The organism is Thiothrix unzii (assembly GCF_017901175.1).
Lineage (GTDB): Bacteria > Pseudomonadota > Gammaproteobacteria > Thiotrichales > Thiotrichaceae > Thiothrix > Thiothrix unzii.
This window is the reverse complement of sequence record NZ_CP072793.1, coordinates 1,757,753-1,782,916: the sequence shown is the minus strand read 5'-3', so window position 1 is coordinate 1,782,916 and position 25,164 is coordinate 1,757,753. Positions and strand designations below refer to the sequence as shown.

At 50.4% G+C, this 25,164-nt stretch carries 26 protein-coding genes; 11 read left to right on the top strand and 15 right to left on the bottom strand.

The features are described from left to right. The first annotated feature begins 124 nt into the window (after nucleotides 1–124). Both J9260_RS09005 and J9260_RS09000 read left to right on the top strand, forming a co-directional pair. Entirely contained in the window at nucleotides 125–835 is a 711-nt protein-coding gene (locus J9260_RS09005) for a hypothetical protein (protein ID WP_210220663.1), read from the top strand. 4 nt (nucleotides 836–839) lie between these two features. Then, the gene (locus J9260_RS09000) at nucleotides 840–1,265 is read left to right on the top strand and encodes a hypothetical protein (protein WP_210220662.1); all 426 of its coding nucleotides are present in this window, start codon (nucleotides 840–842) and stop codon (nucleotides 1,263–1,265) included. 72 nt (nucleotides 1,266–1,337) lie between these two features. Here the strand turns inward: J9260_RS09000 and bamB are convergent, their stop codons facing one another. The 10 genes from bamB to J9260_RS08950 form a co-directional block, all read right to left on the bottom strand. Beyond that, nucleotides 1,338–2,501, bottom strand: coding sequence for an outer membrane protein assembly factor BamB (gene bamB, locus J9260_RS08995; protein ID WP_210220661.1), 1,164 nt, complete (start codon nucleotides 2,499–2,501; stop codon nucleotides 1,338–1,340). 5 nt (nucleotides 2,502–2,506) lie between these two features. Next, complete coding sequence (locus J9260_RS08990) at nucleotides 2,507–3,130, bottom strand: YfgM family protein (RefSeq protein ID WP_210220660.1); 624 nt, start codon at nucleotides 3,128–3,130, stop codon at nucleotides 2,507–2,509. Between the two features lie 30 nt (nucleotides 3,131–3,160). Further along, nucleotides 3,161–4,456, bottom strand: coding sequence for a histidine--tRNA ligase (gene hisS / locus J9260_RS08985; protein WP_210220659.1), 1,296 nt, complete (start codon nucleotides 4,454–4,456; stop codon nucleotides 3,161–3,163). A gap of 2 nt (nucleotides 4,457–4,458) precedes the next feature. Further along, a complete protein-coding gene (locus J9260_RS08980; protein ID WP_210220658.1) occupies nucleotides 4,459–4,692 on the bottom strand; it encodes a DUF4115 domain-containing protein in 234 nt (77 codons plus the stop codon). Further along, complete coding sequence (locus J9260_RS08975; RefSeq protein ID WP_210220657.1) at nucleotides 4,689–6,029, bottom strand: helix-turn-helix domain-containing protein; 1,341 nt, start codon at nucleotides 6,027–6,029, stop codon at nucleotides 4,689–4,691. Before J9260_RS08975 ends, J9260_RS08980 begins: the two co-directional genes overlap by 4 nt. A gap of 26 nt (nucleotides 6,030–6,055) precedes the next feature. Beyond that, the gene (gene pilW / locus J9260_RS08970) at nucleotides 6,056–6,805 is read right to left on the bottom strand and encodes a type IV pilus biogenesis/stability protein PilW (protein WP_210220656.1); all 750 of its coding nucleotides are present in this window, start codon (nucleotides 6,803–6,805) and stop codon (nucleotides 6,056–6,058) included. Between the two features lie 3 nt (nucleotides 6,806–6,808). Continuing rightward, nucleotides 6,809–7,918, bottom strand: coding sequence for a dual-specificity RNA methyltransferase RlmN (rlmN, locus tag J9260_RS08965; RefSeq protein ID WP_210220655.1), 1,110 nt, complete (start codon nucleotides 7,916–7,918; stop codon nucleotides 6,809–6,811). 30 nt (nucleotides 7,919–7,948) lie between these two features. After that, on the bottom strand, nucleotides 7,949–8,380 hold the full coding sequence (ndk, locus tag J9260_RS08960) for a nucleoside-diphosphate kinase (protein WP_210220654.1): 432 nt from the start codon (nucleotides 8,378–8,380) through the stop codon (nucleotides 7,949–7,951). 91 nt (nucleotides 8,381–8,471) lie between these two features. Next, entirely contained in the window at nucleotides 8,472–10,169 is a 1,698-nt protein-coding gene (locus J9260_RS08955; RefSeq protein WP_210220653.1) for an AAA family ATPase, read from the bottom strand. 54 nt (nucleotides 10,170–10,223) lie between these two features. Further along, nucleotides 10,224–10,388, bottom strand: a complete 165-nt coding sequence (locus tag J9260_RS08950) for a hypothetical protein (RefSeq protein WP_210220652.1) — start codon at nucleotides 10,386–10,388, stop codon at nucleotides 10,224–10,226. Between the two features lie 379 nt (nucleotides 10,389–10,767). Here J9260_RS08950 and J9260_RS08945 point away from each other — a divergent pair, with 379 nt between their 5' ends. Continuing rightward, a complete protein-coding gene (locus J9260_RS08945) occupies nucleotides 10,768–12,444 on the top strand; it encodes a hypothetical protein (RefSeq protein WP_210220651.1) in 1,677 nt (558 codons plus the stop codon). On the opposite strand, the gene J9260_RS08940 is transcribed toward J9260_RS08945, so the two are convergent. Further along, on the bottom strand, nucleotides 12,441–12,815 hold the full coding sequence (locus tag J9260_RS08940; RefSeq protein WP_210220650.1) for a hypothetical protein: 375 nt from the start codon (nucleotides 12,813–12,815) through the stop codon (nucleotides 12,441–12,443). The two genes, J9260_RS08945 and J9260_RS08940, sit on opposite strands and share 4 nt — an antisense overlap. A 130-nt stretch (nucleotides 12,816–12,945) precedes the next feature. Between J9260_RS08940 and J9260_RS08935 the strand changes: the two genes are divergently transcribed. Beyond that, nucleotides 12,946–14,412 (top strand): class I SAM-dependent DNA methyltransferase, encoded by a 1,467-nt coding sequence (locus tag J9260_RS08935; RefSeq protein WP_210220649.1) that lies wholly within the window; start codon nucleotides 12,946–12,948, stop codon nucleotides 14,410–14,412. A 39-nt stretch (nucleotides 14,413–14,451) separates the two neighbouring features. Here J9260_RS08935 and J9260_RS08930 read toward each other — a convergent pair whose 3' ends face one another. After that, entirely contained in the window at nucleotides 14,452–14,871 is a 420-nt protein-coding gene (locus J9260_RS08930) for an endonuclease domain-containing protein (RefSeq protein ID WP_210220648.1), read from the bottom strand. A 201-nt stretch (nucleotides 14,872–15,072) separates the two neighbouring features. On the opposite strand from J9260_RS08930, the gene J9260_RS08925 reads away from it, so the two are divergent. From J9260_RS08925 to hsdR, 3 genes are all read left to right on the top strand, one after another. Beyond that, nucleotides 15,073–16,362: a restriction endonuclease subunit S gene (locus J9260_RS08925; protein WP_210220647.1), complete on the top strand. Its 1,290-nt coding sequence runs from the start codon at nucleotides 15,073–15,075 to the stop codon at nucleotides 16,360–16,362. A gap of 31 nt (nucleotides 16,363–16,393) precedes the next feature. Then, a complete protein-coding gene (locus J9260_RS08920) occupies nucleotides 16,394–16,882 on the top strand; it encodes a hypothetical protein (RefSeq protein ID WP_210220646.1) in 489 nt (162 codons plus the stop codon). 210 nt (nucleotides 16,883–17,092) lie between these two features. Continuing rightward, the gene (gene hsdR / locus J9260_RS08915) at nucleotides 17,093–19,543 is read left to right on the top strand and encodes an EcoAI/FtnUII family type I restriction enzme subunit R (RefSeq protein WP_210220645.1); all 2,451 of its coding nucleotides are present in this window, start codon (nucleotides 17,093–17,095) and stop codon (nucleotides 19,541–19,543) included. On the opposite strand, the gene J9260_RS08910 is transcribed toward hsdR, so the two are convergent. Both J9260_RS08910 and J9260_RS08905 read right to left on the bottom strand, forming a co-directional pair. Then, nucleotides 19,538–20,860 carry an ABC1 kinase family protein gene (locus J9260_RS08910; protein ID WP_210220644.1) on the bottom strand — a complete coding sequence of 441 codons (1,323 nt, stop codon included), beginning with the start codon at nucleotides 20,858–20,860 and terminating at the stop codon, nucleotides 19,538–19,540. The two genes, hsdR and J9260_RS08910, sit on opposite strands and share 6 nt — an antisense overlap. Nucleotides 20,861–20,909: 49 nt before the next feature. Continuing rightward, entirely contained in the window at nucleotides 20,910–21,128 is a 219-nt protein-coding gene (locus tag J9260_RS08905) for a hypothetical protein (protein ID WP_210220643.1), read from the bottom strand. Between the two features lie 234 nt (nucleotides 21,129–21,362). On the opposite strand from J9260_RS08905, the gene J9260_RS08900 reads away from it, so the two are divergent. Next, nucleotides 21,363–21,923: a DUF924 family protein gene (locus J9260_RS08900; RefSeq protein ID WP_210220642.1), complete on the top strand. Its 561-nt coding sequence runs from the start codon at nucleotides 21,363–21,365 to the stop codon at nucleotides 21,921–21,923. 58 nt (nucleotides 21,924–21,981) lie between these two features. On the opposite strand, the gene J9260_RS08895 is transcribed toward J9260_RS08900, so the two are convergent. After that, the gene (locus tag J9260_RS08895; RefSeq protein WP_210220641.1) at nucleotides 21,982–22,353 is read right to left on the bottom strand and encodes a thiol-disulfide oxidoreductase DCC family protein; all 372 of its coding nucleotides are present in this window, start codon (nucleotides 22,351–22,353) and stop codon (nucleotides 21,982–21,984) included. 112 nt (nucleotides 22,354–22,465) lie between these two features. On the opposite strand from J9260_RS08895, the gene J9260_RS08890 reads away from it, so the two are divergent. From J9260_RS08890 to J9260_RS08880, 3 genes are all read left to right on the top strand, one after another. Continuing rightward, complete coding sequence (locus tag J9260_RS08890; RefSeq protein WP_210220640.1) at nucleotides 22,466–22,996, top strand: lipocalin family protein; 531 nt, start codon at nucleotides 22,466–22,468, stop codon at nucleotides 22,994–22,996. 134 nt (nucleotides 22,997–23,130) lie between these two features. Beyond that, nucleotides 23,131–23,871 (top strand): DsbC family protein, encoded by a 741-nt coding sequence (locus J9260_RS08885; RefSeq protein WP_210220639.1) that lies wholly within the window; start codon nucleotides 23,131–23,133, stop codon nucleotides 23,869–23,871. A gap of 211 nt (nucleotides 23,872–24,082) precedes the next feature. Beyond that, the gene (locus tag J9260_RS08880; protein ID WP_210220638.1) at nucleotides 24,083–25,162 is read left to right on the top strand and encodes a cytochrome-c peroxidase; all 1,080 of its coding nucleotides are present in this window, start codon (nucleotides 24,083–24,085) and stop codon (nucleotides 25,160–25,162) included. The last annotated feature ends 2 nt before the right edge of the window (nucleotides 25,163–25,164 follow it).

The window sequence follows — 25,164 nt, the reverse complement described above, 5'->3', positions numbered from 1 at the left end:
GACGATTGGATGTGGCGATGCTACATGATTTCGTGAGCTTGCTAAAGCGCAATACGTAAAAACCCTAGAGAGGCCGTCGTCCTTTGTGCGATAGTTACCCCTCATTTTAGCTGGAGGATACCCAATGATCATACAACGTGCCGAACACCCCGGTTCGCACGAACGCCATTTGTTGCGTAAAGTGGCGAATCCTTTGTTTGAAAATGCGTTGGTATTAGACGACGATAATTTGCTGGATGCGCAACGCCGTGACCATGATGAACTGGTAGCGTTCCAAGCCGAATTTCATCAGTTACTGGAAGCTGCCACCACCCTCAAAGGCACGGTTGAGAGCGATGTGGTGCTGCAACTCAAAGACCGTTTTGACCGCGCCTATGAAACGGCATCACACCTGATGGATGACCAAACACCAGCCAAACAAGCTATCCGTAAACTGCTGAGTTTTATCATGATGGCAGTGCGTCAGGGTGCAGGTAACGATGCTCAGGCACATCACGAGCTGGATCAGGAAGAAATGGCACGTGAGGCACATTTTAGCTTGCTGGGTTCAACGCTTGTGGCGGATTTGCTCAACCCGGAATCCCCGATTCAACCTGACGAATTGATTCCTACCCTGTTATCATCCAGCAAAGATGAATTGCAATTGGCATTGCAGATATTTGATGAGGTGCAATTGTTAGCAATGTTAACCGATGGCGTAAAACGCTTGGAACATTTGCAGCAGAATGGCATCCATGTAGAGGAAGCTTGGCAAACATTGGCGTTCATGCAAGGTTATGCAGAATTTGCTGGTGAGCTGGGCAATAGTGAAAAAGCACAACCCGTTAAGGAGTAATTTGATGAAATTGTTAAAAATCGTAGGGCTGGTCGCTCTGTTAGCTGGTACTGGGCAGGCAATGGCGGATGAAGTGTGGGACACCAACGTAGGTCGGGTGATTTACGCCGATGAAATTGGCCCCACTGCGGTATTCGCTTACGGCCCCAAAGAAGATCCGGGCGTGATTTATTTGGTGGGTTTGGCGAAGGTTTACCAAAATCGCGGGACTTACGACGGTTATTGGGCAAAAGACAAATCCAAAGTGGAATGCACCACCGCACGTCCTGGAATTTACGGCAAAATGACCCGCTATTGGGGACGGATGCAGGTGAAATTCATCGACAAGGATTTCCCATCACGTTGGGAAGCCATCTGGAGCTATTGCGACAGCGAAAAGCAAGAAACCAAGATTGAAGCGAAACCCCAAGTCGCAGCACCAGCGAAATAACCCCCCATCCTGCACCCTTCCCCCGCAAGGGGGGAAGGGTGCAGGATGATAAACTCTTTGCAGAGCAAGGGGTTATTCCACTACAAATGCGGATAACAGCCCATCGCGCCCTAAACTGTAACTGACATTGCCATCCGTTAACGCGGGCACGACGTAACCAGCAGAATCACCGCGCACTCGTGCAGCTAACTGCCCGCTGCGGGCATTAATCCAATGCAGATAACCTTGCTGATCGCCCACCAAGAGGTAATCGCCGACAATGCTGGGAACGGTAGGTTGGCGACCTTCCAAATCATCCATTTTCCACAACGGATTACCGGTGCGCGGCTCTAAACGCCAGACATCGCCAGTGGCATTGGTGGTGTATAAGCCATTCGCATCGGCATCAACCCCGGTATTGCTGGAGTAAGGCGCAGACCATGCAATATTTCCATTGCGCATATTAATGCCTGCAATTTGCCCGTTGTAACTGCTGGCAAATAAGGCTTCGCCAATGGCTTTAAGTTTGCCGTCAACGTCAATCATCCGGCTTAAATCATCCGCGCCGTTGGGGATGGCGAGGGTGGCTTCCCATAACGCTGTGCCGCTTTGCAGGTCGAAAGCGGTAACGACACCGCTGTCGAATCCGGCAATGACCATGCCGCCGACCACCAGCGGTACGCCCGCACCGCGTAACGACAAGCTTTTGCCGGGGCGTGCTTGCTGCCACAGGGTTGCGCCGTTAGCCGTGGAAATGCCGTGCAATCGCCCGTCACTGGTACGAAATACCACTTTGCCGGTTTGTGCGGTGGAAATGCCCAACACTTCGCTATTGAGCGCGGTACGCCAACGTTCTTGCCCGGTGTTCGCGTCGAGGGCAATCACGTTACCGTTGCTGGTTCCAAGATAAACTTGCGCGTCGCCGCCACTTACGCCGCCACTGATTGTGGCTTGATTGATGGGGGTTTGCCAAAGGCGTTTGCCGTTGGTTTTATCCCACGCACTAACGCTTTGACCACCCGCCACGATGAGGGTATTGCCGTTAAGGTAAGGGTGAATGCGTACATGAACGTCACGGTTGCTGCTGCCGGTTTCCACCTGCCACAAGGTGCGTACTTTGGCTTGCGGTGAAAAATCTTGCAGCTTTTGCGGTTGGCGTGCTTCTGATGCCGGAAGCACGGTTGAGGTGACTTCTTGAACGCTGCTGCAACCGGCAAGTAAGCTACTTGCCAGTAAAAATCCAACAACGGATTTCATGCGGATTAGCCTTCGCCTAAATTGTCGCGCTTGAGTTTGATCAGTTCCGTGGAACCGCCAGAGCTGCTCAGGATGGCTTTGTCATACGCCGCACGCGCTTCTGCGAGGTTGTTTTTTGCGGTGTAAACATCGCCTTTCAGCTCTTCGATTAAGGACTGATAAGCCGCAGGGTAGGTTTGCGTGGTTAACGCTAACGCATCATCGGTTTTGCCCATTGCTAAAAATACCCGCGCTAAACGCACGTTCGCCACTTGGGTAAAAGCAGCTTCTTTGCTGTTGTCGATGACCCAGCGTAACGCGGTTACAGCGGCTTCATAATCGCCTTTTTCTGCGTGTTGTTGCGCCAGTTTGAGGCTGGCAGTTGCTGCATACGGCGTGGATGCGTAATCTTTTTGCAGTGTTTGTACTGTTGGCAGAGCCTGTTCCAGTGCGGCTGCATCAACTTTACTAACTTTCGCGTACAGATCAGAGGCCGCTGCGGCGGTGCTGGTTTGGTAATCTTTCCAATATTCCCAACCGAATAAGCCTGCAATGGCTAAAGCTATGCCTGCGATGACGGAAGTGCCGTTTTCTTTCCACCAAGCTTTGAGTTCTTCGACTTTTTCGTCGTCAGTTTTGTAATCGCTCATCAGTTCGCCCTTTTACATAAAGAGATGTTGTTATCGCTTTTCCAGCAGTTGCGGTAATGTTGACACAAGGTCGCTGACGGGCAGGTTAATCTGCTCGCCACCCGTGCGCAAGGGTTTCAGGCTAATTTCACCGCGTGCCACTTCATCATCGCCCAAAATCAGCGCGAATCCCGCCCCGGATTTATCGGCGCGTTTCATTTGGGTTTTGAAATTACCGCCGCCACAGTTACTGATTAGGTTGAGGTCAGGCAATGCAGTGCGCAGGCGTTCAGCAATCGCTAAACCGGCTTGCACTGCCGTTTCACCTGCCATAATCAGGAACACGTCTGGTGCGCTGCTCGGTGGGGTAATGCCTTGCGCTTCCAGTAATAAAATCAGGCGTTCCACACCCATTGCGAAACCGCACGCCGGGGTTGGTTTGCCACCGAGTTGTTCCACTAAGCCGTCGTAGCGTCCACCGGCACACACTGTTCCTTGTGAACCCAGTTCATCCGTCACCCATTCAAACACGGTGCGCGAATAGTAATCTAAGCCACGCACCAAACGCGGGTTAATGCGATACGGGATGCCCATACCGTCTAACAGCGTTTGCAATTGGGCAAAATGCGTCGCGGATTCGCTGTCGAGGTGTTCGTGTAAATTCGGTGCGGCGGCAACCAACTCGCGCATTGCCGGATTTTTCGTATCCAAAATGCGTAACGGGTTGGTGTGCAAGCGGCGTTTGGAATCTTCATCCAACAAAGCGTGATGCCCATTGAAATACGCCACCAGCAATTCACGGTAAGCTTGGCGTGCTTCCAGTGTGCCGAGGGAGTTGAGCTCCAAGTGAATATTTTTTAAACCCAATTGCTGCCACAAACGCGCACCGATTGCGATTAATTCCGCATCAATATCCGGGCCGGTAATGCCGAATGTTTCTACCCCAACCTGGGTGAACTGGCGATAACGTCCTTTTTGTGGGCGTTCGGCGCGGAACATCGGGCCTGCGTACCACAGACGTTGTTGTTGGTTAAAGATTAAACCTGCTTGAATCCCGGCACGCACGCAACCAGCCGTCCCTTCCGGGCGCAAGGCCATACCAAAGGCTTCGCTGCTGTCGGCATCGCTGCGGCTTTCCAGCGTGTACATTTCTTTTTCAACAATGTCGGTCACTTCACCAACCGCCCGTTTGAACAAGTCAGTTTGTTCGACGATTGGCATACGGATTTCGTGGTAGCCGTAACGCTTCAATAAGGTACGCACGCTACTTTCAAAATACTGCCAAGCGGGGGTAGCGTCCGGCAGGATGTCGTGCATCCCCCGGATAGATTGGATATTTTTAGCCATGATTATTCAACTTTGAAGCGGGAAACGCTGCCCTTGGTGTGGGGAGCCTGGTCGTACAATTGACCATTGAGGTAGATTTTCACGCCACGCGCATTGCCCACTTTGAAATTGAGTGGCGTAGTGGCTTTCAGCTCCTTGGTTGAACCTGACGCATTGAGGGATTCATACAAGGTTTTCTTGCCGCCGTCTTTGACCTGCATCCACACGTCTTCGGTGAATTCCAGTTTGATATTCACTTCGCCCGCAATCGGTTGCGCCGGGGTTGTGGCATCGGCGGTGGTTGCAGTCGCTGCGTCTGGAGCCGTTGCTGGCGTAGTAGCAGCCGTTCCTTGGTGTGGGGAGCCTGGTCGTACAATTGACCATTGAGGTAGATTTTCACGCCACGCGCATTGCCCACTTTGAAATTGAGTGGCGTAGTGGCTTTCAGCTCCTTGGTTGAACCTGACGCATTGAGGGATTCATACAAGGTTTTCTTGCCGCCGTCTTTGACCTGCATCCACACGTCTTCGGTGAATTCCAGTTTGATATTCACTTCGCCCGCAATCGGTTGCGCCGGGGTTGTGGCATCGGCGGTGGTTGCAGTCGCTGCGTCTGGAGCCGTTGCTGGCGTAGTAGCAGCCGTTGTTGTTGCATCGCCCGTAGTTGCCGTCGCTGGTGTACTGAGGGTTGTTGCGCTGGCATCGGTGGTGGTGGGCGCGGCAGGTGTCGCGGTGGAAACCGTGGTGCTATCCGTTGGCGTAGTTGTCGCGGTATCTTGCGTGCTGCTGGCGGTGGCTACGGTTGTTGGGGCAGTGTCGGAAGTTGTCGCGGTTGCTGCATCACTTGGTTTTGTGGTCGCAGTGGTATCCGTGCTGGCAGTTGGCGTGGTTGTGCCTTCTGGTGCAGTAGGCGGTGCAGCAGCATCGGCGGCAGGCGCGGCAGTTTCAGGGGTGCTGGCAGCACTGGCAACTGCGGGTGTTGCATCGCTACTGGTCGACGCAGGTGCATCAGGGGTTGTGGTAGCCGCTGGTGTGGCGACGACTGCTTGCTCTTCCGCGTCTTTTTGAGCGGTAAAAGTTTCCAACGCAGGCGCAGGGCGCACAACTGGCGGTGGTGCGGTCTTGGCAGAAAAAGCTGCCCAAGTGCTGCTCGTCCAATCACGCACGCTGGGCAACAGCGATAACATGCCTAAACCCAGTACTATCACCCCAACACCCAGCAACTTGATGATAGTGGGTGACATCGAAGGTTGTTGTGCTACACGATGTAACGAACGGGAGGGCGCAAAGTGGTGAGCAATCTCATCCGGGTTTGCACCGCGCAACGCTTCGTAAGTGCGGATCAGCTCTTTGGGATCAGTGTCGGAGAACTTTGCATAGCCGCGCAAATAGCCACGCACGTAAGGCGGCTCTGGCAAGCGGGCAAATTCTTCCTTTTCCAGTGAACGCAGGAGGCTGGTAGACAGGTGCATTTCATCAGCGGCTTGTTCCAAATCTAATCCTGCTTTTTCGCGGCACGCTATGAGCTGTTTGCCCAAATCGCCAGCTTGTATCGCAGAAGTTTGTTCTTCAACCGGGGTGGTGGTCTCCGTCACAGTTCCTCCTAAATCGTTCTACTGTGTCAATTAATGTGGCTGTTAGCTGCGCTATCGGGGAAGCGAGCGCGTAATGCGACCGCACAACTTTCAGCTTTTTCCGTTTCGTGCATAGCTGTTTCTATTTGATAGCATAGCAGCAATGCGTCCGCTGTGGCGGGTGCGCTCTCATTATAGCGATAAAGGAAAGCCTGTGCTTTGGCGTTATCACCTTTTTCGTGGCTTAATTTTGCCATTTGATACAAGGCTTCGGAAAAATGCCCGTCCGCTTGTAAGGCTTGGCGGAAGTAACTTTCCGCAGCGGCATTATCACCACGCTTACGCACACAAATGCCTGCATTGGTATAAGCAAAAGCCGGGGTTTTGTAAAGCGGGTCACGTACTGCTGCCATAAACGCACTTTCCGCGTCGCTAATATTGCCGCTTTTGCATTGGAATGAGCCGTAGTTATTCAACAGATCGGGATTTTTGCCATCGCGTTTTAAGGCTTGCCGGAAATGTTCGCCAGCCTTACCGGGGTTGCCTAAACGGTCTTGCAATAGCGCGTAATAATGGTGGACATCCGCCGAATCGCCGTCTTGTTTCAAGGCTTTTTCAAGGTTTAATGAAGCTAAATCCAAACGGTCTTTTTGCAGGTAAGCTACGCCCAATTGGGTGTAATAGCCGGTGGCTTTACTGCTGGCAGACGCGCTGGAACCCTCAGGCGTGCTAGAGCAGCCAGTCACGCTGCTGGCAGCCAACAAAGCTGTCAGGGCGTACATTGTTGTTGCTTTCATTGTTTAGTTATTCCGCTCAATACGTGCGAAATGGACATCTCTGCGACTTTTATCATTTACCTGCCCGGCTAATTGCCCACAGGCCGCGTCAATATCATCGCCACGTGTTTTTCTTGTTATCACGGTGTACCCCGCTTCCGTTAAAATATCGCGGAAACGGTGGATACGGTTATTGCTGGAACGCGCATAACGGGTGGAAGGAAACGGGTTGAAAGGAATTAAATTCACTTTCGATGGAATCCCTCGCAGCAGTTGCGCCAATTGGTGCGCGTGTTCATCGCGGTCATTCACGCCATCCAGCATGACGTATTCCCACGTAATATGGTTGCGCTCGGTGGTTTTGTTTGCAAGGAATTGCCGACAGGTTGCGAGTAATTCCTTAATCGGGTATTTGCGGTTCAATGGAACCAGTTGATCACGTAGCTCATCATTCGGGGCGTGCAGCGATACCGCTAACGATACGTCGATGGTTTTGCCCAAACGTTCTAACGCGGGTAACACCCCGGAAGTGCTGACAGTAACGCGACGTTTACTTAAACCGTAAGCGTTGTCGTCAAGCATCAGGCTTAACGCATTGACGGTATTATCAAAATTCAGTAAGGGTTCGCCCATGCCCATCAGTACCACATTGCTGACAACTCGTGGGGCTTTGGGGTCGGCTTGCAGGGTGCGTTTGGCGACCCAGAGTTGCCCGATAATTTCGGCAGTCGTGAGATTGCGGTTAAAGCCTTGGCGGGCGGTGGAACAAAAAGTGCAATCCAACGCGCAGCCCACTTGGGTGGAAATGCACAAGGTTCCGCGATCATCTTCGGGGATAAACACGGTTTCAATCGCATTGCCATCGGCTAGGCGCAACAACCATTTGTGAGTGCCATCGGCGGATTGCTGGTCAATGACGATTTCGGGGGCGCGAATTTCCGCCTTTTCTTCCAGTAGCGTGCGTAACGACTTACTTAGGTTGGTCATCTGGTCAACACTGCCAGCAGTCATTTGGTGTAGCCATTTAATCACTTGCGTGGCGCGGAAAGGTTTTTCACCAATGCTGATGAAATAATCTTTTAGCGTTGCGTGGCTAAAATCCAGTAAATTGACTTTGTTAGCGGTGTTGGACACAGATGATGTTACCTTTTAGTAAAACGCCGATTAGCGTGTGCGTGGGCACAGACCTTCTTCACCGAAGAAGTAGGCGATTTCGATAGCAGCATTTTCCGCGCTATCAGAGCCGTGAACCGCGTTTTCGTCGATGGAATCCGCAAAATCAGCGCGGATAGTGCCAGCGTCAGCATTCTTAGGGTTGGTTGCACCCATCAGTTCGCGGTTTTTAGTGACGGCGTTTTCACCTTCCAACACTTGTACCATGACAGGGCCAGAAGTCATAAATGCCACTAAATCCTTGAAGAAAGGACGCTCTTTGTGAACAGCGTAGAAGCCTTCAGCGCGTTCTTGGCTCAGGTGAACCATTTTAGCAGCAACGATTTTCAGGCCAGCGTTTTCAAAACGGCTGTAGATCTGACCAATAACGTTTTTAGCAACAGCGTCAGGTTTAATGATGGAAATGGTTTGTTCGATAGCCACGGTGTGTACTCCAAATATAAGTGTTGAGTCCTAAAGAGGGCGCAATTGTAATGGGTAGGCGGCGTGGTAGCAAACATTGCCTTTGGTTGGTTTATTGTACCTTTACGACTTCTACTTTTATCCCGTCACTGATAAGTAACCAAGCACTGAGTTTGGGGAGTGCGGCAATCGTTGGTAATTGCAAATAGCCTTGGACCTGTTCGGTTCCTGCTTGACGTTTGGTTGCCCAGCCTGTTTCACCGTCACTGACCTTGCTGTATTTCAGCTCGATCAAATGTTGGTGGTCAACCTCAATCGGGCTGCGCTCCAGCAGCAGGATGTCAGGGTATTTACGGTCGATTTCCCGCTCGCTTTGGATGAAATACACCGAGGATTGGTACAACAACGTGAGTAACAGCACTTTGATGTGTTTCTCATCCATTCCCATTGCGTCACGGTTGGAAAGCAGTTGCAGTGCCTGCACCATTTCCTCCACCAGCGGTTGGATGTCGTCACGCAACGCGAGTGTTTCCACCGCCACGGCTATTGCACGGTTGGAAATGGTCATCTGGTTACGGCGTTCTAATTCCACCTTGAAGTAGCGAAAATACAGTTCGCGCATCACATGATTGGGGATGCCAAACACTTCACCAGATAACGTTTCGCGCTGTAATGACACAAATCCCATGTACGCTAACAGGCTGATGAAATCGTCGCGGTCAAAGCCTTTTTCAAAGTCAAATTTACGGCGTTGTTCGGCGGTCACTTCGCCGCCGCTGATGAGTTCATCCAACACCGTAAAATTGGTGTCGCGGTCGCCAATGCTGAACATTCCCAAAATCTTGCCGTAGTCGGAAGCGATGTTGTCATCCAGCATTTGCCTAGGCGAACTACACGTTTCTGTATCAAAATTCTTCAGGAAATACAGTACCATATTGGCATTATAAACGGTTTCGAGGGCTTGGGCGTGAAAACGGTAGCCGTTGTACCATTGGGTTACAGCACCCATTAAGGCTTGCGGTTCAAGTTGGCAGCTTTCCACCAGTGGTTGCAGCAACTGGGCTACTTCCGCCTTGGTGAATCCTACCGCCGCGTTAAAACCTTTGTGCAGGGAAAGATTCTCGCCGATATTGAAACCACTGGTCATGCTGTCGAGCATGATGGGCGTGACCCCAGTAACGAACAGGCGGTCAAGTGTGCCGCGCTGGGTGGCGGTCTTGAGGGTTTCGTAGAAGCTACGCACGAACCCGCCTTTGCCCATGATACGCTGAAACAACGTCAGGTCTTGCGACAAAATGGCATTGGCAAAGTGATCGTATTCATCGATCAGTAACAACAGCTTTTGCCCACTAACAACCCGGAAAAAGGCTTCCATCCGGCTCTGTGGTGTTGGCTCAGCTTCAATCAGATGGTGTGTGTCGGCAGGATAACCATACCGTTGCAGGAATGTTTGCAGTGCATTAGCAATTTTACGGTCGAACGCCAGATAAATGGAGTCAAGCCCTCTATCCGTGTCAATTCCGCTGAATTCCATGAACAGCACTTGGTAGCTGTTTTTTAGCGGGGTGGGATGCTTGCCGATGTAAAGGTTTGAAAAAAGAGCATCAAAGTCGTCTTTGCAACCCACGTCATAATAGTACTCCATCGCCGATAACAGCAGGCTTTTCCCGAAACGACGTGGGCGCATTAAAAACAAGTGACGACCAGCATCTTCCAACTTGGCGATGTACTCAGTCTTGTCAACGTAGGTATAGCCTTCGCTGATGACTTGCTTGAAGTTACTTAGTCCGTAAGGGATTTTCAGGTGCATGGTGCGGCATCCATCAATGTTTATGGCAACAGTTTAGCACACTGTATTCTCACCCTACTTGTTGGCTGAGTTTTCGGTTTCTTTGCCAATTAGTACGGGTTTGCCGTTTTGCCAGACAACTGCGTATTGACCGAGGCGTTTTTTACGCTCCAGTGCTTTTTCAACGGCTTTGCGCATGACATTTAGCATTTTTTGGGTGTCTTGGGATGGTGTGTTCACGAGTCGGCTTCCTTCAGAATCTGTTGATAGTAAACCTCGTTCAATATGATACGTTGGCTGCCTTGCTGTTCAAAAATAGGTTCGGCAATGTCACTGTTCATAAAGCAACGGGTACGCTCTACGCGATAGCTGAAATCATTCAGCAAGTTGCGCAAACTGCGGGCAAAACGCCGCTCAATATCTTTGGTCGGGATGTTATTTTCTATCCATTTGTCATTGTTTGATTGATGCTTTGTAGTCTAAAAGCCCCGTTATATCTGGGCAAGCGTTAATTATGAATACCTGCTAACTAGCGATGCATATTAATCCAACAGCATGGAATGCCGTTTTACACTCTTATTCCAGCGTAAAATCACGATAATAAACGGGGGCGAGGGTGATGCGAGAGCTTTTTGTACGTGCCGGTGTGGTATGTGTCCTACTGCTGGGCGGTTTTTCGTCGGGGTGGGCGTATTACAATCTGGATGCGGCATTGGGAACCAACACCAATGAGGTCAGCGAAACCGATAGCAGTGTGCCGTTTGTGGATTTGTTCCGTGCTGCGTTGCCGTTTGAGGATGCACGCCCTTGGTTGACAAAGGGGGAGGTGCAATACGATGCGGATGGCTGGCCGGTGGATTTGCGGGGTGGGCAGGCGGGAACGCGGTTTTTGGCGAATTTGCCTGCGAATACCGTGCCGGACGGGGCGTACACGGTGTTGTTTGAGGGCGATGGTGACATGACCTACGCCAACGACGCGAAGTTAATCACCCACGCGCAGGGTAAGGATACGATTCAAATCAGCGCGGGTGCGGATGCCATGTTGAATGCGACGTTGTTGATTACGCGCACCAATCCGCAAAATCCGTTACGCAATATCCGCATTTTACCGCCCGGTGGTATTTGTGAAGATGATCCGTTTAAGCGGGTGACGGGGGAGGGTGATTGCGCCACCGGGAGTTACCGTGCGTTTAGTGAGCATTATGCGAAAATCTTATTTAACCCCGATTATTTGCATTTTATGAAGGATTTTAAAGTAATCCGCTTTATGAATATGGGCGGTATCACTCAAAATCCGTTGCAAGCTTGGGAACAGCGTCCGCATTTAACGCAAGCGACTTGGGGTGGTAAAGAAGGGCAGCGTGGCGCACCGTTAGAAATCATGGTGGAACTGGCGAATCGTTTAAATGCGCACCCGTGGTTAGTGATTCCGCACGCCGCCGATGATGATTTTGTTACGCAATATGCGCGTTATGTGCGCCAGCATTTAAACCCTGATTTGAAACCGCATCTCGAATACAGCAATGAAACTTGGAATACTTTGTTTTTGCAAGGCAATTACGTGCGTGAACAAGGGGTGCAACGCGGTTTAGATAGCAATGCTGGCCGCGCCGGTTATCGTTATTATTCAGAACGTTCGGTGGAAATCTTCAAGTTGTGGGAGAATGTGTTCGGGGGTAAACAGCGGTTGGTGCGAATTCTTTCTGGCTGGACGATTAACCCGGAGTTGACCCAATTGATTTTGACGCATCGCGATGCTTACCGGCACGCGGATGCATTTGCCATTGGCCCGTATTTTTTCGGTGGGCATGAAGAAATTCGCCGGGTTAAAACGGTGGATGACATATTTCAATTACTTACCGACCCGCAATACCGCTATTCTTTGCGTAAAGTGTTAGATTATATCAGTGAGCAAAAAGCCTTGACGGATAAATACAAAGTTGCATTAATCGCTTACGAGGGCGGGCAAGGTTTAGTAGATTTTAAAACCAGCGATAATAACGCACACCCGAATCCTTTATTATACGCGGCGAATCGTGATTCACGCATGGCGGATTTATACGGCGAGTTTTTAACGGGTTGGAAAACAGCGGGCGGGCAATTGTTTATGCACTATTCTTCGCCGCGCACTTATCAAAAATACGGTACGTGGGGAACCAAAGAATACATTACCCAAGCCACCGAAGACGCGCCGAAATATCAGGCGATCCTCGCGTTTATGCGCACCAATCCGTGCTGGTGGGCGGGGTGCAGCACCGATACGTTCATGTCGTACACCGATTTTTGGAAGCGTTAAAGGCTGCGTAAGGCGTTTTCGAGCGCGGTTGCGGTAATCGGAAACGCCAGCGTCACCAATGGAAACCGCTCTGTCAGCCGCGCTAATTGGTGTGCTTGTTCCTTGTCATAAAATACCACGACCCGCGTATTGGGCATCCGCTGCACCACTGCCATCATCGACTCTAAACTACTGGTGCGATCCCGAAAATCGGATTGGAAATTGAACTCCGCGACAATCACTTGCGGGGTATTTTTCTTCAGAAATTGCAGCACTTTGCGCATACTGGTGTGCTTTTCGACCTGAAAGCCGAGTTGCTGATATAACGCGCTAAAGTCCGGGTAGCCGCCGATTTCGACGATACTTAATAGCAATGGTTGGGGTTCGGGCATTCGTGAGACTCCTTGGTTGATAATGCGTGGATAGTTAGCACCAGCGCATCATGCCATAATCAAGCGGCGCGGGTATCAGGGAGTTTTTTGGGTTATCATAGCCGCCCCTATTGCTGACAAAGCTCCACGCATGTTTGAACAAACTTTTAAAAATCTCGATGACGTATTGTGGAAAGAGGCGGGTTGCTCCTCGGAACTCGATTACACCGAACAATCGTCGTGGATTCTGTTTTTAAAATACCTTGATGATTTGGAACAGGAATACGAGCAGGAAGCTGAACTCGGCGACATTCCTTACGAATACATTATTGATGCGGAATATCGTTGGTCAACCTGGGCAGCACCCAAAAAAGACGGCAAGCCTGACCGCGATAATGCCAAAACGGGCACTGATTTGATCCGCTTCGTGGATAACAAGCTGTTTCCGTATTTGCAGAGCTTCAAGGAATCCGCGTCGTCACCAGAGACGATTGAGTACAAAATCGGCGAGATTTTCAGCGAGATCAAGAACAAGTTTGCCAGCGGCTATTCTTTGCGTGATGCGCTGGAGTTGGTGGATCAACTCACGTTTGGGTCGCAGGCTGAAAAGCACGAGCTTTCGGCGTTGTATGAATCCAAGATCAAGAACATGGGGAATGCGGGGCGCAATGGTGGCGAATATTACACGCCGCGTCCGCTGATTCGGGCGATGATTCAGGTGGTGCAGCCGCGCATTGGTGAGCGTGTGTATGACGGGGCGTGTGGTTCGGCGGGGTTTTTGTGCGAGGCGTTCAACTATTTGCGTTACGCGCCGGATGGTTCTAGCCGCCCGCTCAAAACCGATGAACTCGATGCGTTGGAAACGCGCACGCTGTACGGCAAGGAAAAAAAGAGCCTCGCGTATGTGATTGCAATTATGAACCTGATTTTGCACGGGGTGGATGCGCCGAACATTATCCACACCAATACGCTGGCAGAAAATCTGGCGGATGTGCAGGAAAAAGACCGCTATAACGTCATCCTTGCCAATCCGCCGTTTGGGGGTAAGGAACGCCCGGAAATCCAGCAGAATTTCCCGATCAAAACAGGTGAAACCGCGTTTTTGTTCCTGCAACATTTCATCAAATACCTCAAGGCGAAGGGGCGGGCGGCGGTGGTGATTAAGAACACCTTCCTGTCGAATTCGGATAATGCCTCCAAAGCCTTGCGGCAGGAATTGCTGGAAAATTGCAATCTGCATACCGTGCTGGATTGCCCTAGCGGGACGTTCATTGGTGCGGGTGTCAAAACGGTGGTGCTGTTTTTTGACAAGGGCGAGCCAACGCAACAGGTTTGGTATTACCAACTTGATCCCGGTCGTAATATGGGCAAAACCAACCCGCTCAACGACAACGACCTGAAAGAATTTATCGCGCTGCAACGCACGTTTGCCGACTCGGAAAAATCGTGGTCGGTGAAGATTGCCGATGTCGACAAAGACAACTTCGACCTTTCCGTGAAGAATCCCAATAAGCAGGAAGCGGCGGCGTTGCGCGATCCGCAGGCTATTCTTGACGAGATTGCGGGGTTGGATGCGGAGAGTAAGGAGATTTTGGATGTGATTCGGGGGTTGTTGTGATGAGGAATATTCATGAGTTTGATGGCTATATTCGCTGCCTCACTCCGAACGCTCCCCCATCCCCAGCCCTTCCCCCGCAAGGGGTGAAGGGGGCAAGAGGTGCTGCGGTTGTTGGTGTAAAACGTGGCGGATTTGTTGTAAAACGGTTTCCTGATGATTCAGAATTTCGTGATTCCAAAAACGTAACACCTGAAAATGTTGTTGTTGCATCCAATGGTCGCGTTCGCGGTCGTAGCCTTTTTGTTCGTGGTGATGGTTGCCATCCAGTTCAATCACTAAACGTGCTTCCAAGCAAACAAAATCAGCAATGTAACGCCCTACAGGGGTTTGGCGGCGAAAGCGGTAGCCGTCGAGCTGGCGTTTTCTCAAGGCATTCCATAACTGCTGTTCTGGCACAGTCATATTCCTGCGCAAATTCCGGGCAAGATCACGATGAATTTTGTTGTTTTGTCTTTCCATTCTGCCAGTGTCAGCAACCTCGCCTTGTTACGCAACATTCACCGATAGACAGCACCTCTTGCCCCCTTCACCCCTTGCGGGGGAAGGGCTGGGGATGGGGGAGCGTTCGGAGTGAGGTGGTGAATACTCCCTCAAACTTATGTCGATACGTTTCTTCCGCCCGCGCCCGCCAACGGATGATGCTAAACGGGAGCAACGACGATGCTTAAAGAACGTATGGTGAATCATCAACTGCCTAAAGGGTGGCAGGCAAAGCCTCTTGTACAACTTTGTACGCTATTTACTGATGGAGATTGGATAGAAAGCAAAGATCAATCTTTAGATGGCATACGTTTAATACAAACTGGCAATGTTGGGTGTGGCGAATTCAAAGACAGAAGAGATAAAGCCAGATGGATTTCTCAAGAAACTTTTGAAAAGTTGAAATGTGAAGAGGTTTTTCCTGACGATTGCTTGATTTCACGTTTGCCTGATCCAGTAGGGCGTTCATGTCTTATTCCTGAGACGGGAGATAAGATGATTACGTCCGTTGACTGCTCAATTATCAGGTTGAACAGGTCTTTTATTATCGCTGACTTTTTTAACTACTATACTCAGTCAGCTAAATATTTAGAGGAAGTGGAAAGCAAATGTTCAGGTGCTACAAGAAAACGAATTAGTAGAAAAAATTTAGGAGAGGTAGAAATATTACTTCCGCCACTCCCCGAACAAAAACGCATTGTCGCCATTCTCGATGAAGCCTTTGCCAACATCAGCCAAACGGTTGCCAACGCTGAAAAGAACCTTGCGAACGCCCGCGAGTTGTTCGACAGCTATTTGAATGAAGTATTTACGCACAAGGGCGAGGGATGGGAAGAGAAATATTTAAGTGATGGAGAGCTGCTTAAAATCATTGATGGAGATAGAGGGAGTAATTATCCTACAGCATCTGAATTTTTTCCTGAAGAATACTGCTTGTTTTTGAGCACTAAAAATGTCAGACCAGATGGATTTAAATTTAATGAGACAATGTTTATAACAAAAGAAAAGGATCAAGCCTTGAGAAAGGGGAAGTTGCAACGACTTGATGTTGTTTTAACAACAAGAGGCACTATCGGAAACGTTGCAATTTATGATGAAAAAGTTGATTTTGAAAATATCCGCATTAATTCAGGTATGCTAATATTTCGTCCAAATCAATCATTAATTTTGTCAGAGTATTTATTTGAGGTTCTACGTTCAAATTTTATAAAAAAACAAATAAATGCTTCAGTTTCTGGTGCTGCGCAACCTCAATTGCCTATTAAGACTATAAATAATTTTAAAATACCCGTACATCCCAGCATAGAAAAACAGAAGTTTATTTCTAATAAAATCAAGAAGCTCTCTTGCGAATGTGAAGAGCTTGAGGATATTTATCGGCGGAAGTTGGCTGCGTTGGCAGAGTTGAAGCAGGCGTTATTGCAGAAGGCGTTTACGGGCGAGTTAACCGCCGCAGACCAACCCACTTAACCTTGAATTTTTGAGCAGCACAGGAGCGTTTATGCAAATCCAACTTAACGAAAAATACACCATCCGCCTCAGTGATTTGATTCAATACTACACCTACGGTGGTTTGCTCTTGGGGAGCGCGACCGAAAAAGATAACAATGAGCAAATTGAGCAAAGCTGCGAATACGCCAAGAAAAAATTAAACACCGAATCCGTGTATCTGATTGAGCCTGTCAGAACGTGGACGACACGCGAGTTTTTCGGAAATATCGCTTTAGTGGAAGACCCTTATCAACGTGCAATGGAGTGCCGCTCTGATAAGCCGCTGAAATGGCGTAACAGCACGCTAGAACGCTTGCCGTTGATTACCTGCTGCGCAACGTTTTTATCCGCCCCAGTGGTCGATGAGCGGGAAATGGATATATCGCAGTTATCAGTTGTGTGGTTTCAGGATCAGTTCGCCATGCCGATTGATGCCGACATTATTAAGCACCTGCAAGGGTTGGACTGGGAAGCAGTGGCGCAGCCTTATTGGTTTTGACAGCTAACCATCCGCATCCACAATAAACGCAATCTACTGCCTTCTTGCACCCTTCACCCCTTGCGGGGGAAGGGCTGGGGATGGGGGGAATGTTCGGAGTGAAGTAGTCAATTCAACCACCGAACTGACACAAAACCATGATAAGAAAGGCTGATAATGCTACTATTCAAGCCATCTTGCGCGATATTGGCGCAAAAACAAGGCTAATCCATGACTCCAGAACTCGACCTCAACGAAGCCAATACCCGCGCCGAATTCATCGAGGAACACTTGCGGGAAGCGCAATGGGGCGAACGCCACACACGCCATTCACGCATTGACCGCGAACACGTCATTTCCATCGGTAAATTGCTTGGTGGCGGACAACGCGCCAGCACCCGCCCTGCCGATTTCGTACTGATGTACAAAACTCACAAACTCGCCGTCATCGAAGCCAAACGAGTACGTCTTCACCCCACCGAAGGTGTGCAACAAGCCAAAGATTACGCCGCACTGTTGAAAATTCGTTTTGCCTATGCCACCAACGGTAAGCAGATTTACCGCATCGACATGCTCACCGCGCAAGAAACCTACGTCGACCGCTACCCAACCCCAGAAGAGCTATGGCACGCCACTTTTGCCCAGCCGAACGACTGGCGCGACCGTTTCAGCACCATCCCGTTTGAAGACAAAAGCGGCTCATGGCAACCGCGCTACTACCAACACAACGCCATTGAAGCAGCCCTCGAAGCCCTCATCAACGGCAAAGACCGCATCCTGCTGACACTGGCAACCGGCACAGGCAAAACCGCAATAGCGTTCCAAATTGCGTGGAAATTGTTCCACAGCCGCTGGAACGTCAAAGCATGGCGCGGCGATACCAGCGTTGACCGCCAGCCGCGCATCCTGTTTCTGGCGGATCGCAATATCCTCGCCAATCAAGCCTACAACGCCTTTTCCGTCTTCCCCGAAGATGCAATGGTGCGAATTTCGCCCAACGCGATCCGCAAGAAAAAAGCCGTGCCCAAGAACGGCAACCTGTTTTTCACCATTTTCCAAACCTTCATGACTGACACCAAGGACGCGGCGGGCAACCCGGCTCCCAGCTTTGGTGATTACCCGCCCGACTTTTTCGACCTGATCATTATTGACGAATGCCACCGTGGCGGCGCGAACGACGAAGGCAGTTGGCGTGGCATCATGGAGTATTTCCGCACAGCGGTACAAATCGGTCTGACCGCCACGCCCAAGCGCGATGGCAATGTCGACACCTACAAATATTTTGGCGAAGCGGTCTATACCTACTCGCTCAAAGAAGGCATTAATGACGGCTTCCTGACCCCGTTCAGGATCAAGCGCATTGTCAGCACCCTCGACGAATACACCCATGTCGCCGACGACGAAGTGCTGGAAGGTGAAGTTGAAGAGGGCAGAACTTACACCGAAGCCGAAATGAATCGAGTGCTGGAAATCGAAGACCGCGAACGCCATCGGGTGAAAACTTTCATGAACCTGATCGACCAAAGCGAAAAAACCTTGGTGTTCTGCGCCACCCAACAACACGCTTTAGCGGTGCGCAACCTCATCAACCAGATGAAACGCAGCACCCAACCGAATTACTGCGTGCGCGTCGCGGCGGATGATGGCAAAGAAGGCGAACGCCTGCTGAGTGCGTTTCAGGATAACGAAAAAAACATCCCGACGATTTTGACCACTTCCCGCAAACTTTCTACCGGCGTGGATGCGCGGAATGTGCGCAATATCATCCTGATGCGCCCCGTCACAAGTATGATCGAATTCAAGCAAATCGTCGGGCGTGGTACGCGCCTATTCGATTTCAAAGACTACTTCACCCTGTATGACTTTGTGAAAGCCTACGAACATTTCAAAGACCCAGAGTGGGATGGCGAGCCGGAAGTGTGCAAAGTCTGTAATGAACGGGTGTGTATCTGCGAAGCAGAACCTTGCTCCAAGTGCCAACAACGCCCGTGTGTTTGCCCACCGAAGCCGTGCAAAAAGTGCGAACAATCGCCATGTGTGTGCGAACCGGAGCAATGTGAAGTGTGCGGCGCAACGCCCTGCAACTGCCTACAACCACCCAAACGCGCCAAAGTAAAATTGGCAGCAGGCAAAGCCGACCAGATTCAAAACCTGATTTCCACCGAATTCTTGGGCGACGATGGCAAACCGATGAGCGTGCAAGATTACCTGCAACAGTTTTACACTGCCCTGCCGGAATTTTTTAAGGACGAGGAAGAATTACGTGCCTTGTGGAGTCAGCCCGAAACCCGCCAAGGCTTGCTGGATGGCTTGCAGACAAAAGGTTACGCAGCAGCACAATTACAAGTGATCAGCCGTGCGGTGAATGCCGAACGCAGTGATTTGTTTGATGTGTTGGCGCATATCGCGTTTTCATTACCTGCTAAAACCCGTGAAGAGCGTGTTGCTACGCACAAGACGCGGATTTACCAAGGCTACAACTATAAACAACGTGAATTTATCGAGTTTGTATTGGGGCATTACGTGGATGATGGCATTACCGAATTAGCCCCGACCAAATTGAAAACCTTCATCGACTTGAAATACCAAGGCATCCGCGATATGCCCGAAGAATTGGGCAAAGCCGCTGATGTGAAGAAGCTGTTTGTCGAATTTCAGCAACGCTTGTACGCGCCGCTATAGCGCGTATTGCGCAAACAACCCGCCGACATCCACCCGCGCCCGCAGTTTCGCCGACAGCAAATACAACCCGCCTAGCTTGCGATGTAAAAACAACGCATCCGCAGGCGGTGTATGCCAATAATCCTGCTCCATGCTCAACGCCATGCCCGCGTCACGAATCCGGCTTGCCAAACTCGATGTGCCAAAGTCATACACGCCTTTCCAACGCAACGGCTCGCACGCCTGCTCAAACAAATCCAGCACTGCTGCCCGCTGTTCCGGCTTGATGAAGGCTTGAAAGAAACCAATTTGCGCAGCACCCGCATCCATCATGGTACGATCCCGTTGCACTGCGCCTTGCATCACTTGCCGATAGCCTTCCGCAATGGATTCGGGGTATTCCCGTGTTGCGCCAAAGTCCAGCAAAATCAGTTGCTGCGCTTCACGATCATAGCGGTAATTGGCGAAATTCGGGTCGGTCTGCACCAACCGGAAGCTGAAAATTTCGCGGAATAATAAACCCAGCAGTAAGTGCATTACGCGATCACGTTCTTCCTGCGGCGCGTGTGCCAGCGATTCAATCGGCACGCCGCCAATGTGCGTCATTGCCAGAATGTTCACCGTGGTGAAATCATCATGCACAGCGGTCAACGCAAATTCGGGGCTATCCGCCAATAGCTCTTGGTAACGGCGGATATATGCCGCTTCCTGCAAGTAATCGGCTTCTTGGTGCAATTGCTGTTTGGCTTCTTCGAGCAGCGGTTGGTAGTCGATGCCTTTGGGAATTAGCCCCGAAATCCGCAGTAATGCCGCGACATTATCCACATCACTGCTGATGCTTTCGCGCACGCCGGGGTACTGTATTTTCAGCGCGAGATGCCGCCCGTCTTTAGTGTGCGCCGAATGCACTTGCCCAATCGAAGCTGCCGCTAAGGGTTGGAACGAAAATTGTTGAAAACGTGTGTTCCAGCCTTTGCCCCAGTTGTCATCCAGCACTTTTGCCAATTGGCTCAAGGGCATGGGTTTGGCAGCGGAGCGCAGTCGCGAAAGAATCTCGGTGAGTTCGGCGGGCAACATATCACCCGCGTCCATCGACAGCAGTTGCCCAACTTTCATCGCAGCCCCGCGTAAACGCGCCAACTCGTCGGCAACGCGCTTGGCATTGGCGGGAGTCAGCAGCAGATCGCTGACTTTGGGACGATTACCTTGCGCAAGCTGCCGTGCACCTTCGGCGATCATGCCACCTGCGACACCCGTGGCGAGTGAGCCGAGGCGTGCCATGCGGGCAAAGCGTCCGGCGGGGACGCTGGCATTGTGTTTTTCGTCGATAGTGGTCATGGCAGTTTCATCAATTCGAGGTGTTCAGGATTAATGCACAGGTACATCGCTAGTTAATGCTGCCGGTGATCGGGCAATCAGCAATGTCGTCGAAAATCTTTTTCAAACCGGGGCTGTTTTCACCCGTGTGCATGGGGATGTCGAGGTATTCGGCTTTGTTGGCTTCGGACTGGAAATAGATTTTGAGGTCGCCGTCCATAATAAAGGGGGCGTTTGCAACGTCGGTTACGTCTTCTAGGCTAATCGGGTCAAGGGTCGAAATGCGCATGGTCGAGTTCCTCCTAATGATTGTGGCTTGAGTGTCGTAATTCTGGACAAGACTTGCAATTAATCATGCTTTGTATCGGGTAATTGTACAAGAGTGTGACAGTGCTCTGTTCTGATCGTTGCTGCTTGCGCCCGAATCGCACTACGGTATTTGTACATATTTTGAATGTTGCCCATCGCTTGTGTTGCGTCTAGTATCCGACCCATTGCTCCCTACATATGACTGGCTAACTCTATGAACCCAATACCGCCGTTTACCCCAACTGACATTCTCGATTTTTGGTATACCCCGCCCATGCCACAGTATTGGTTTGCTTCCACCCCGGTCATTGATGCCGACATCCGCGAGCGTTTCAGCGTGTTGTGGGAAAAAGCAGCGGCTGGTGAAATGGACGCTTGGCAAGCAACACCCGAAGGTTGTCTTGCTTTGTGTATCGTGCTGGATCAGTTCCCGTTGAATATGTTCCGTGGGGAAGCCCGTAGTTTTGCTACCGAACAGCAAGCGGTTGCGGTCGCAAAATACGCAGTAGCTCGCGGCTTTGACTCGTTGTTGCCGCAGGAACGCCGCAGCTTTCTTTATATGCCGTTAATGCATAGCGAACATCTGGCAGATCAGGATGAGTCCGTGCGCTTGTTTGAACTCGCTGGTTTGGAAGCGAATGCGCGGTTTGCACGGCATCACCACGAGATTGTGCGCCGCTTTGGGCGTTTTCCACACCGTAACGTGGTGCTAAAACGTGAAAGTACAGCGGAGGAATTAGTGTATCTGGCTTCCAAAGAAGCATTCACGGGGTAATCACACGCTACACGGTTTGAACGAAACGGAGGTGTTTGATGCGCCAACAGATGCAGTCTTATTCCACCCGTTTTTTTCCAGTCAACGGCAAACGGTAATACGCAAACACCCGATACCCCGCGTCCATTATTGCAATCAAAAACGGCAAACGTTCAAGCAGTCCGGCGATGAGGTGGTAGTAGGGAAGTTGTTTCCACACCGCAATAAAACCGCGCACGCCAGTTTGCATTTGTTGCCCCGCGTCGATAACGTGGATGCGAGCCATCGCCTGCTTGTAGGTAATGCCCGCCGCCGCTAATGCTTCAGGTTCTTTGGTGATGTCGACCCACTGGATATTGCCCGCCTTGTCGAGTTTTTTCATGCCGTTGATTTCAAGATTGCATAAGGGGCATTCGCCGTCATGGAAACAGGTGACTTTCGGGGTTGTCATGGGGTGATTAACCTTTTGTCTTGGGCCGTTACAAAACCGCATTATTACTACCGATTATCAATAATGTACAACTTCAGTGCTATTATGGTTACAGTTTACAAGGAGTTTAGTGATGAAATTGTACAAAAAATTATCTTACGTAGGGTTGCTGGGTTTGGCACTGTTGTTATCCGCTTGTGTCGGGATTCCAGACGGCATAACACCAGTCACAGGTTTCCAAGTTGAGCGTTATCTGGGCAAATGGTATGAAGTAGCGCGGCTGGATCATTCCTTCGAGCGCGGTTTGGAGCAGGTGACGGCGGAATACAGTCCGCGTGACGATGGTGATATTCGCGTCATGAATCGGGGTTACAACACCGCCAAGCAGCAATGGGAAGAGGCGGAAGGCCGCGCTAAATTCGTCGGTGCAAAAGATGTCGGGCAACTGAAAGTGTCGTTCTTTGGCCCGTTCTACGGCGGTTACAACATCGTGGAACTCGACCCGAATTACCAATACGTGTTGATTGCAGGCAATGACCGCGAGTACTTGTGGTTGCTGTCACGCACCCCGAAATTGGATCCAGCAGTACAACAGCGGTTAGTCAATAAAGCGAAAAGCTTGGGTTTTGCCACCGACAAACTGATTTTTGTGAAACAGGATTAATAGCGGCGCATGGAACGACCTTTTACCCGCTTTTTCAGTGAAGATATACAGCGATTATCAAGCGTGATAAGGTTGCAAGCCATTGGCTTGACAATACAAAAACCGATTTGATTTCATTCAGGACTAGAGAAACGATGTATAAAAAACTGATTTTGGGTGCTGCTATTAGCATCGCATTGGCTAGCAGTTGGGCAGTTGCGGAAACCGCTGTTCCGGCAGATTTGGGCGAAAAAATGAAACCGATGTTTGGTGGCGCACCAGACTCGTTGAAAGCAACCCCGGTAGCGGGCGTGTTTGAAGCGAAATTCGGCGGCGAAGTGATTTACGTCAGTGGCGACGCGCGTTATGTATTTGCAGGCGATCTCATTGATGCGCAAAGCAAAAGCAACCTGACAGAATTGTCCCGCTCCGGTGATCGTAAAGAAGTGGTTGCGAAAATTGACGCGGCATCCGCCATTGAATTCAAAGCGAAAGGCGATGAAAAACACATTGTTTATGCGTTCACCGACGTTGATTGCCCTTTCTGCGTGAAGTTGCACAAAGAAGTTCCGGCCTTAAATGAAAAAGGCGTAACAGTACGTTATTTGGCATACCCGCGTGCTGGCGTAGGCTCACCAGCTTACAAGAAAATGGTTAACATTTGGTGTTCAGATGATAAGGTTGCGGCACTTAACCAAGTGAAAAACGAAGGTAAGGAATTGCCCGCTAAAGAATGCACAAATCCAGTGAAAGACCAGTTTGAACTCGGTCAAAAACTGGGCGTAAACGGCACGCCAGCGTTAATAACGGTTGATGGCATGATGATTCCGGGCTTCCGCCCTGCTGATCAATTGGTGCAAATGTTGGAATCTGAGTCCAAAAATAAAGCCAATTAATCGTCAAAAACGATAATGAAGAGCGGGTAACGCGCTGGTGTTGTCCGCTTTTTTTATGCCTGCTACTGAGTGTTTATCTAAAAAACCGATTGATATGAGCTAAAAAACCTATCATTTGTGGGGAAATTTCTTGATGTGTGTCAAGCAAGGGTTTCTCCTAGTGTCTACCATGAGTCCTGTCACGCTTTACTCATAAGAACAGGAGATAGTCATGAAGATCAAAATGCTCGCGGTTTCCGTATTAGCCCTCAGTGTCGCAACCGCTGTCTGGGCTTCGAAAGAAGAGCCAGCTAAGCCCGCCGAAGCTGCTGCCGCATCTACGGTTAAAGATGAACCGATTAAACCGTTGCCATCTTACGTTCCTAAAGAAGCGATGGTTGAACTGGGCAAAAAGCTGTATTTCGACCCACGCCTTTCCAAATCCGGTTTCATTTCCTGCAACTCTTGCCATAACTTGAGCATGGGCGGTACGGATAACCTGCCGACCTCTATCGGCGACCATTGGCAACAAGGCCCGATCAACTCCCCAACCGTCCTTAATTCCAGCATGAACGTTGCGCAATTCTGGGATGGTCGTGCGAAAGACCTGAAAGCCCAAGCGGGCGGCCCGATTGCCAACCCCGGCGAAATGGCGTTCACCCATGAACTCGCTATCGACGTACTGGAATCCATTCCAGCGTATAAGGACGAGTTCAAAATGGCTTTCGGCAAAGACAAAATCGACATTGACATGGTGACTGACGCGATTGCTGCGTTTGAAGAAACCTTAGTCACGCCTGATTCTAAATTTGACCGTTGGTTGAAAGGCGATGCCACCGCGATGAATGACAAAGAACTCAACGGTTACAAGTTGTTCAAGGATAGCGGTTGCGTAGCGTGCCACAATGGCCCGGCAGTTGGCGGCTCTAGCTTCCAGAAAATGGGTGCAGTTGAACCGTACAAAACCGACAGCAAAGCGGAAGGTTTAGTAGGCGTTACCGGCAAAGATGCTGACCGCTTCAAGTTCAAAGTGCCTACACTGCGCAACGTAGAAATGACTTACCCGTACTTCCACGATGGTGCTGCGAAAACCTTGGAAGAAGCTGTCACCATTATGGGCCAAATCCAGTTGGGTAAGAAATTCTCTGATGCTGAAACGGCTGACATCGTGTCATTCCTGAAAACTCTGACCGGTAAGCAACCTGACATTAAGTTGCCGATTTTGCCACCGTCTACTAACGATACCCCACGCCCTGATCCGTTCGGTAAAGGCGATGCAGCTAAAACAGACGACGCTGCGAAAAAATCGTAAGG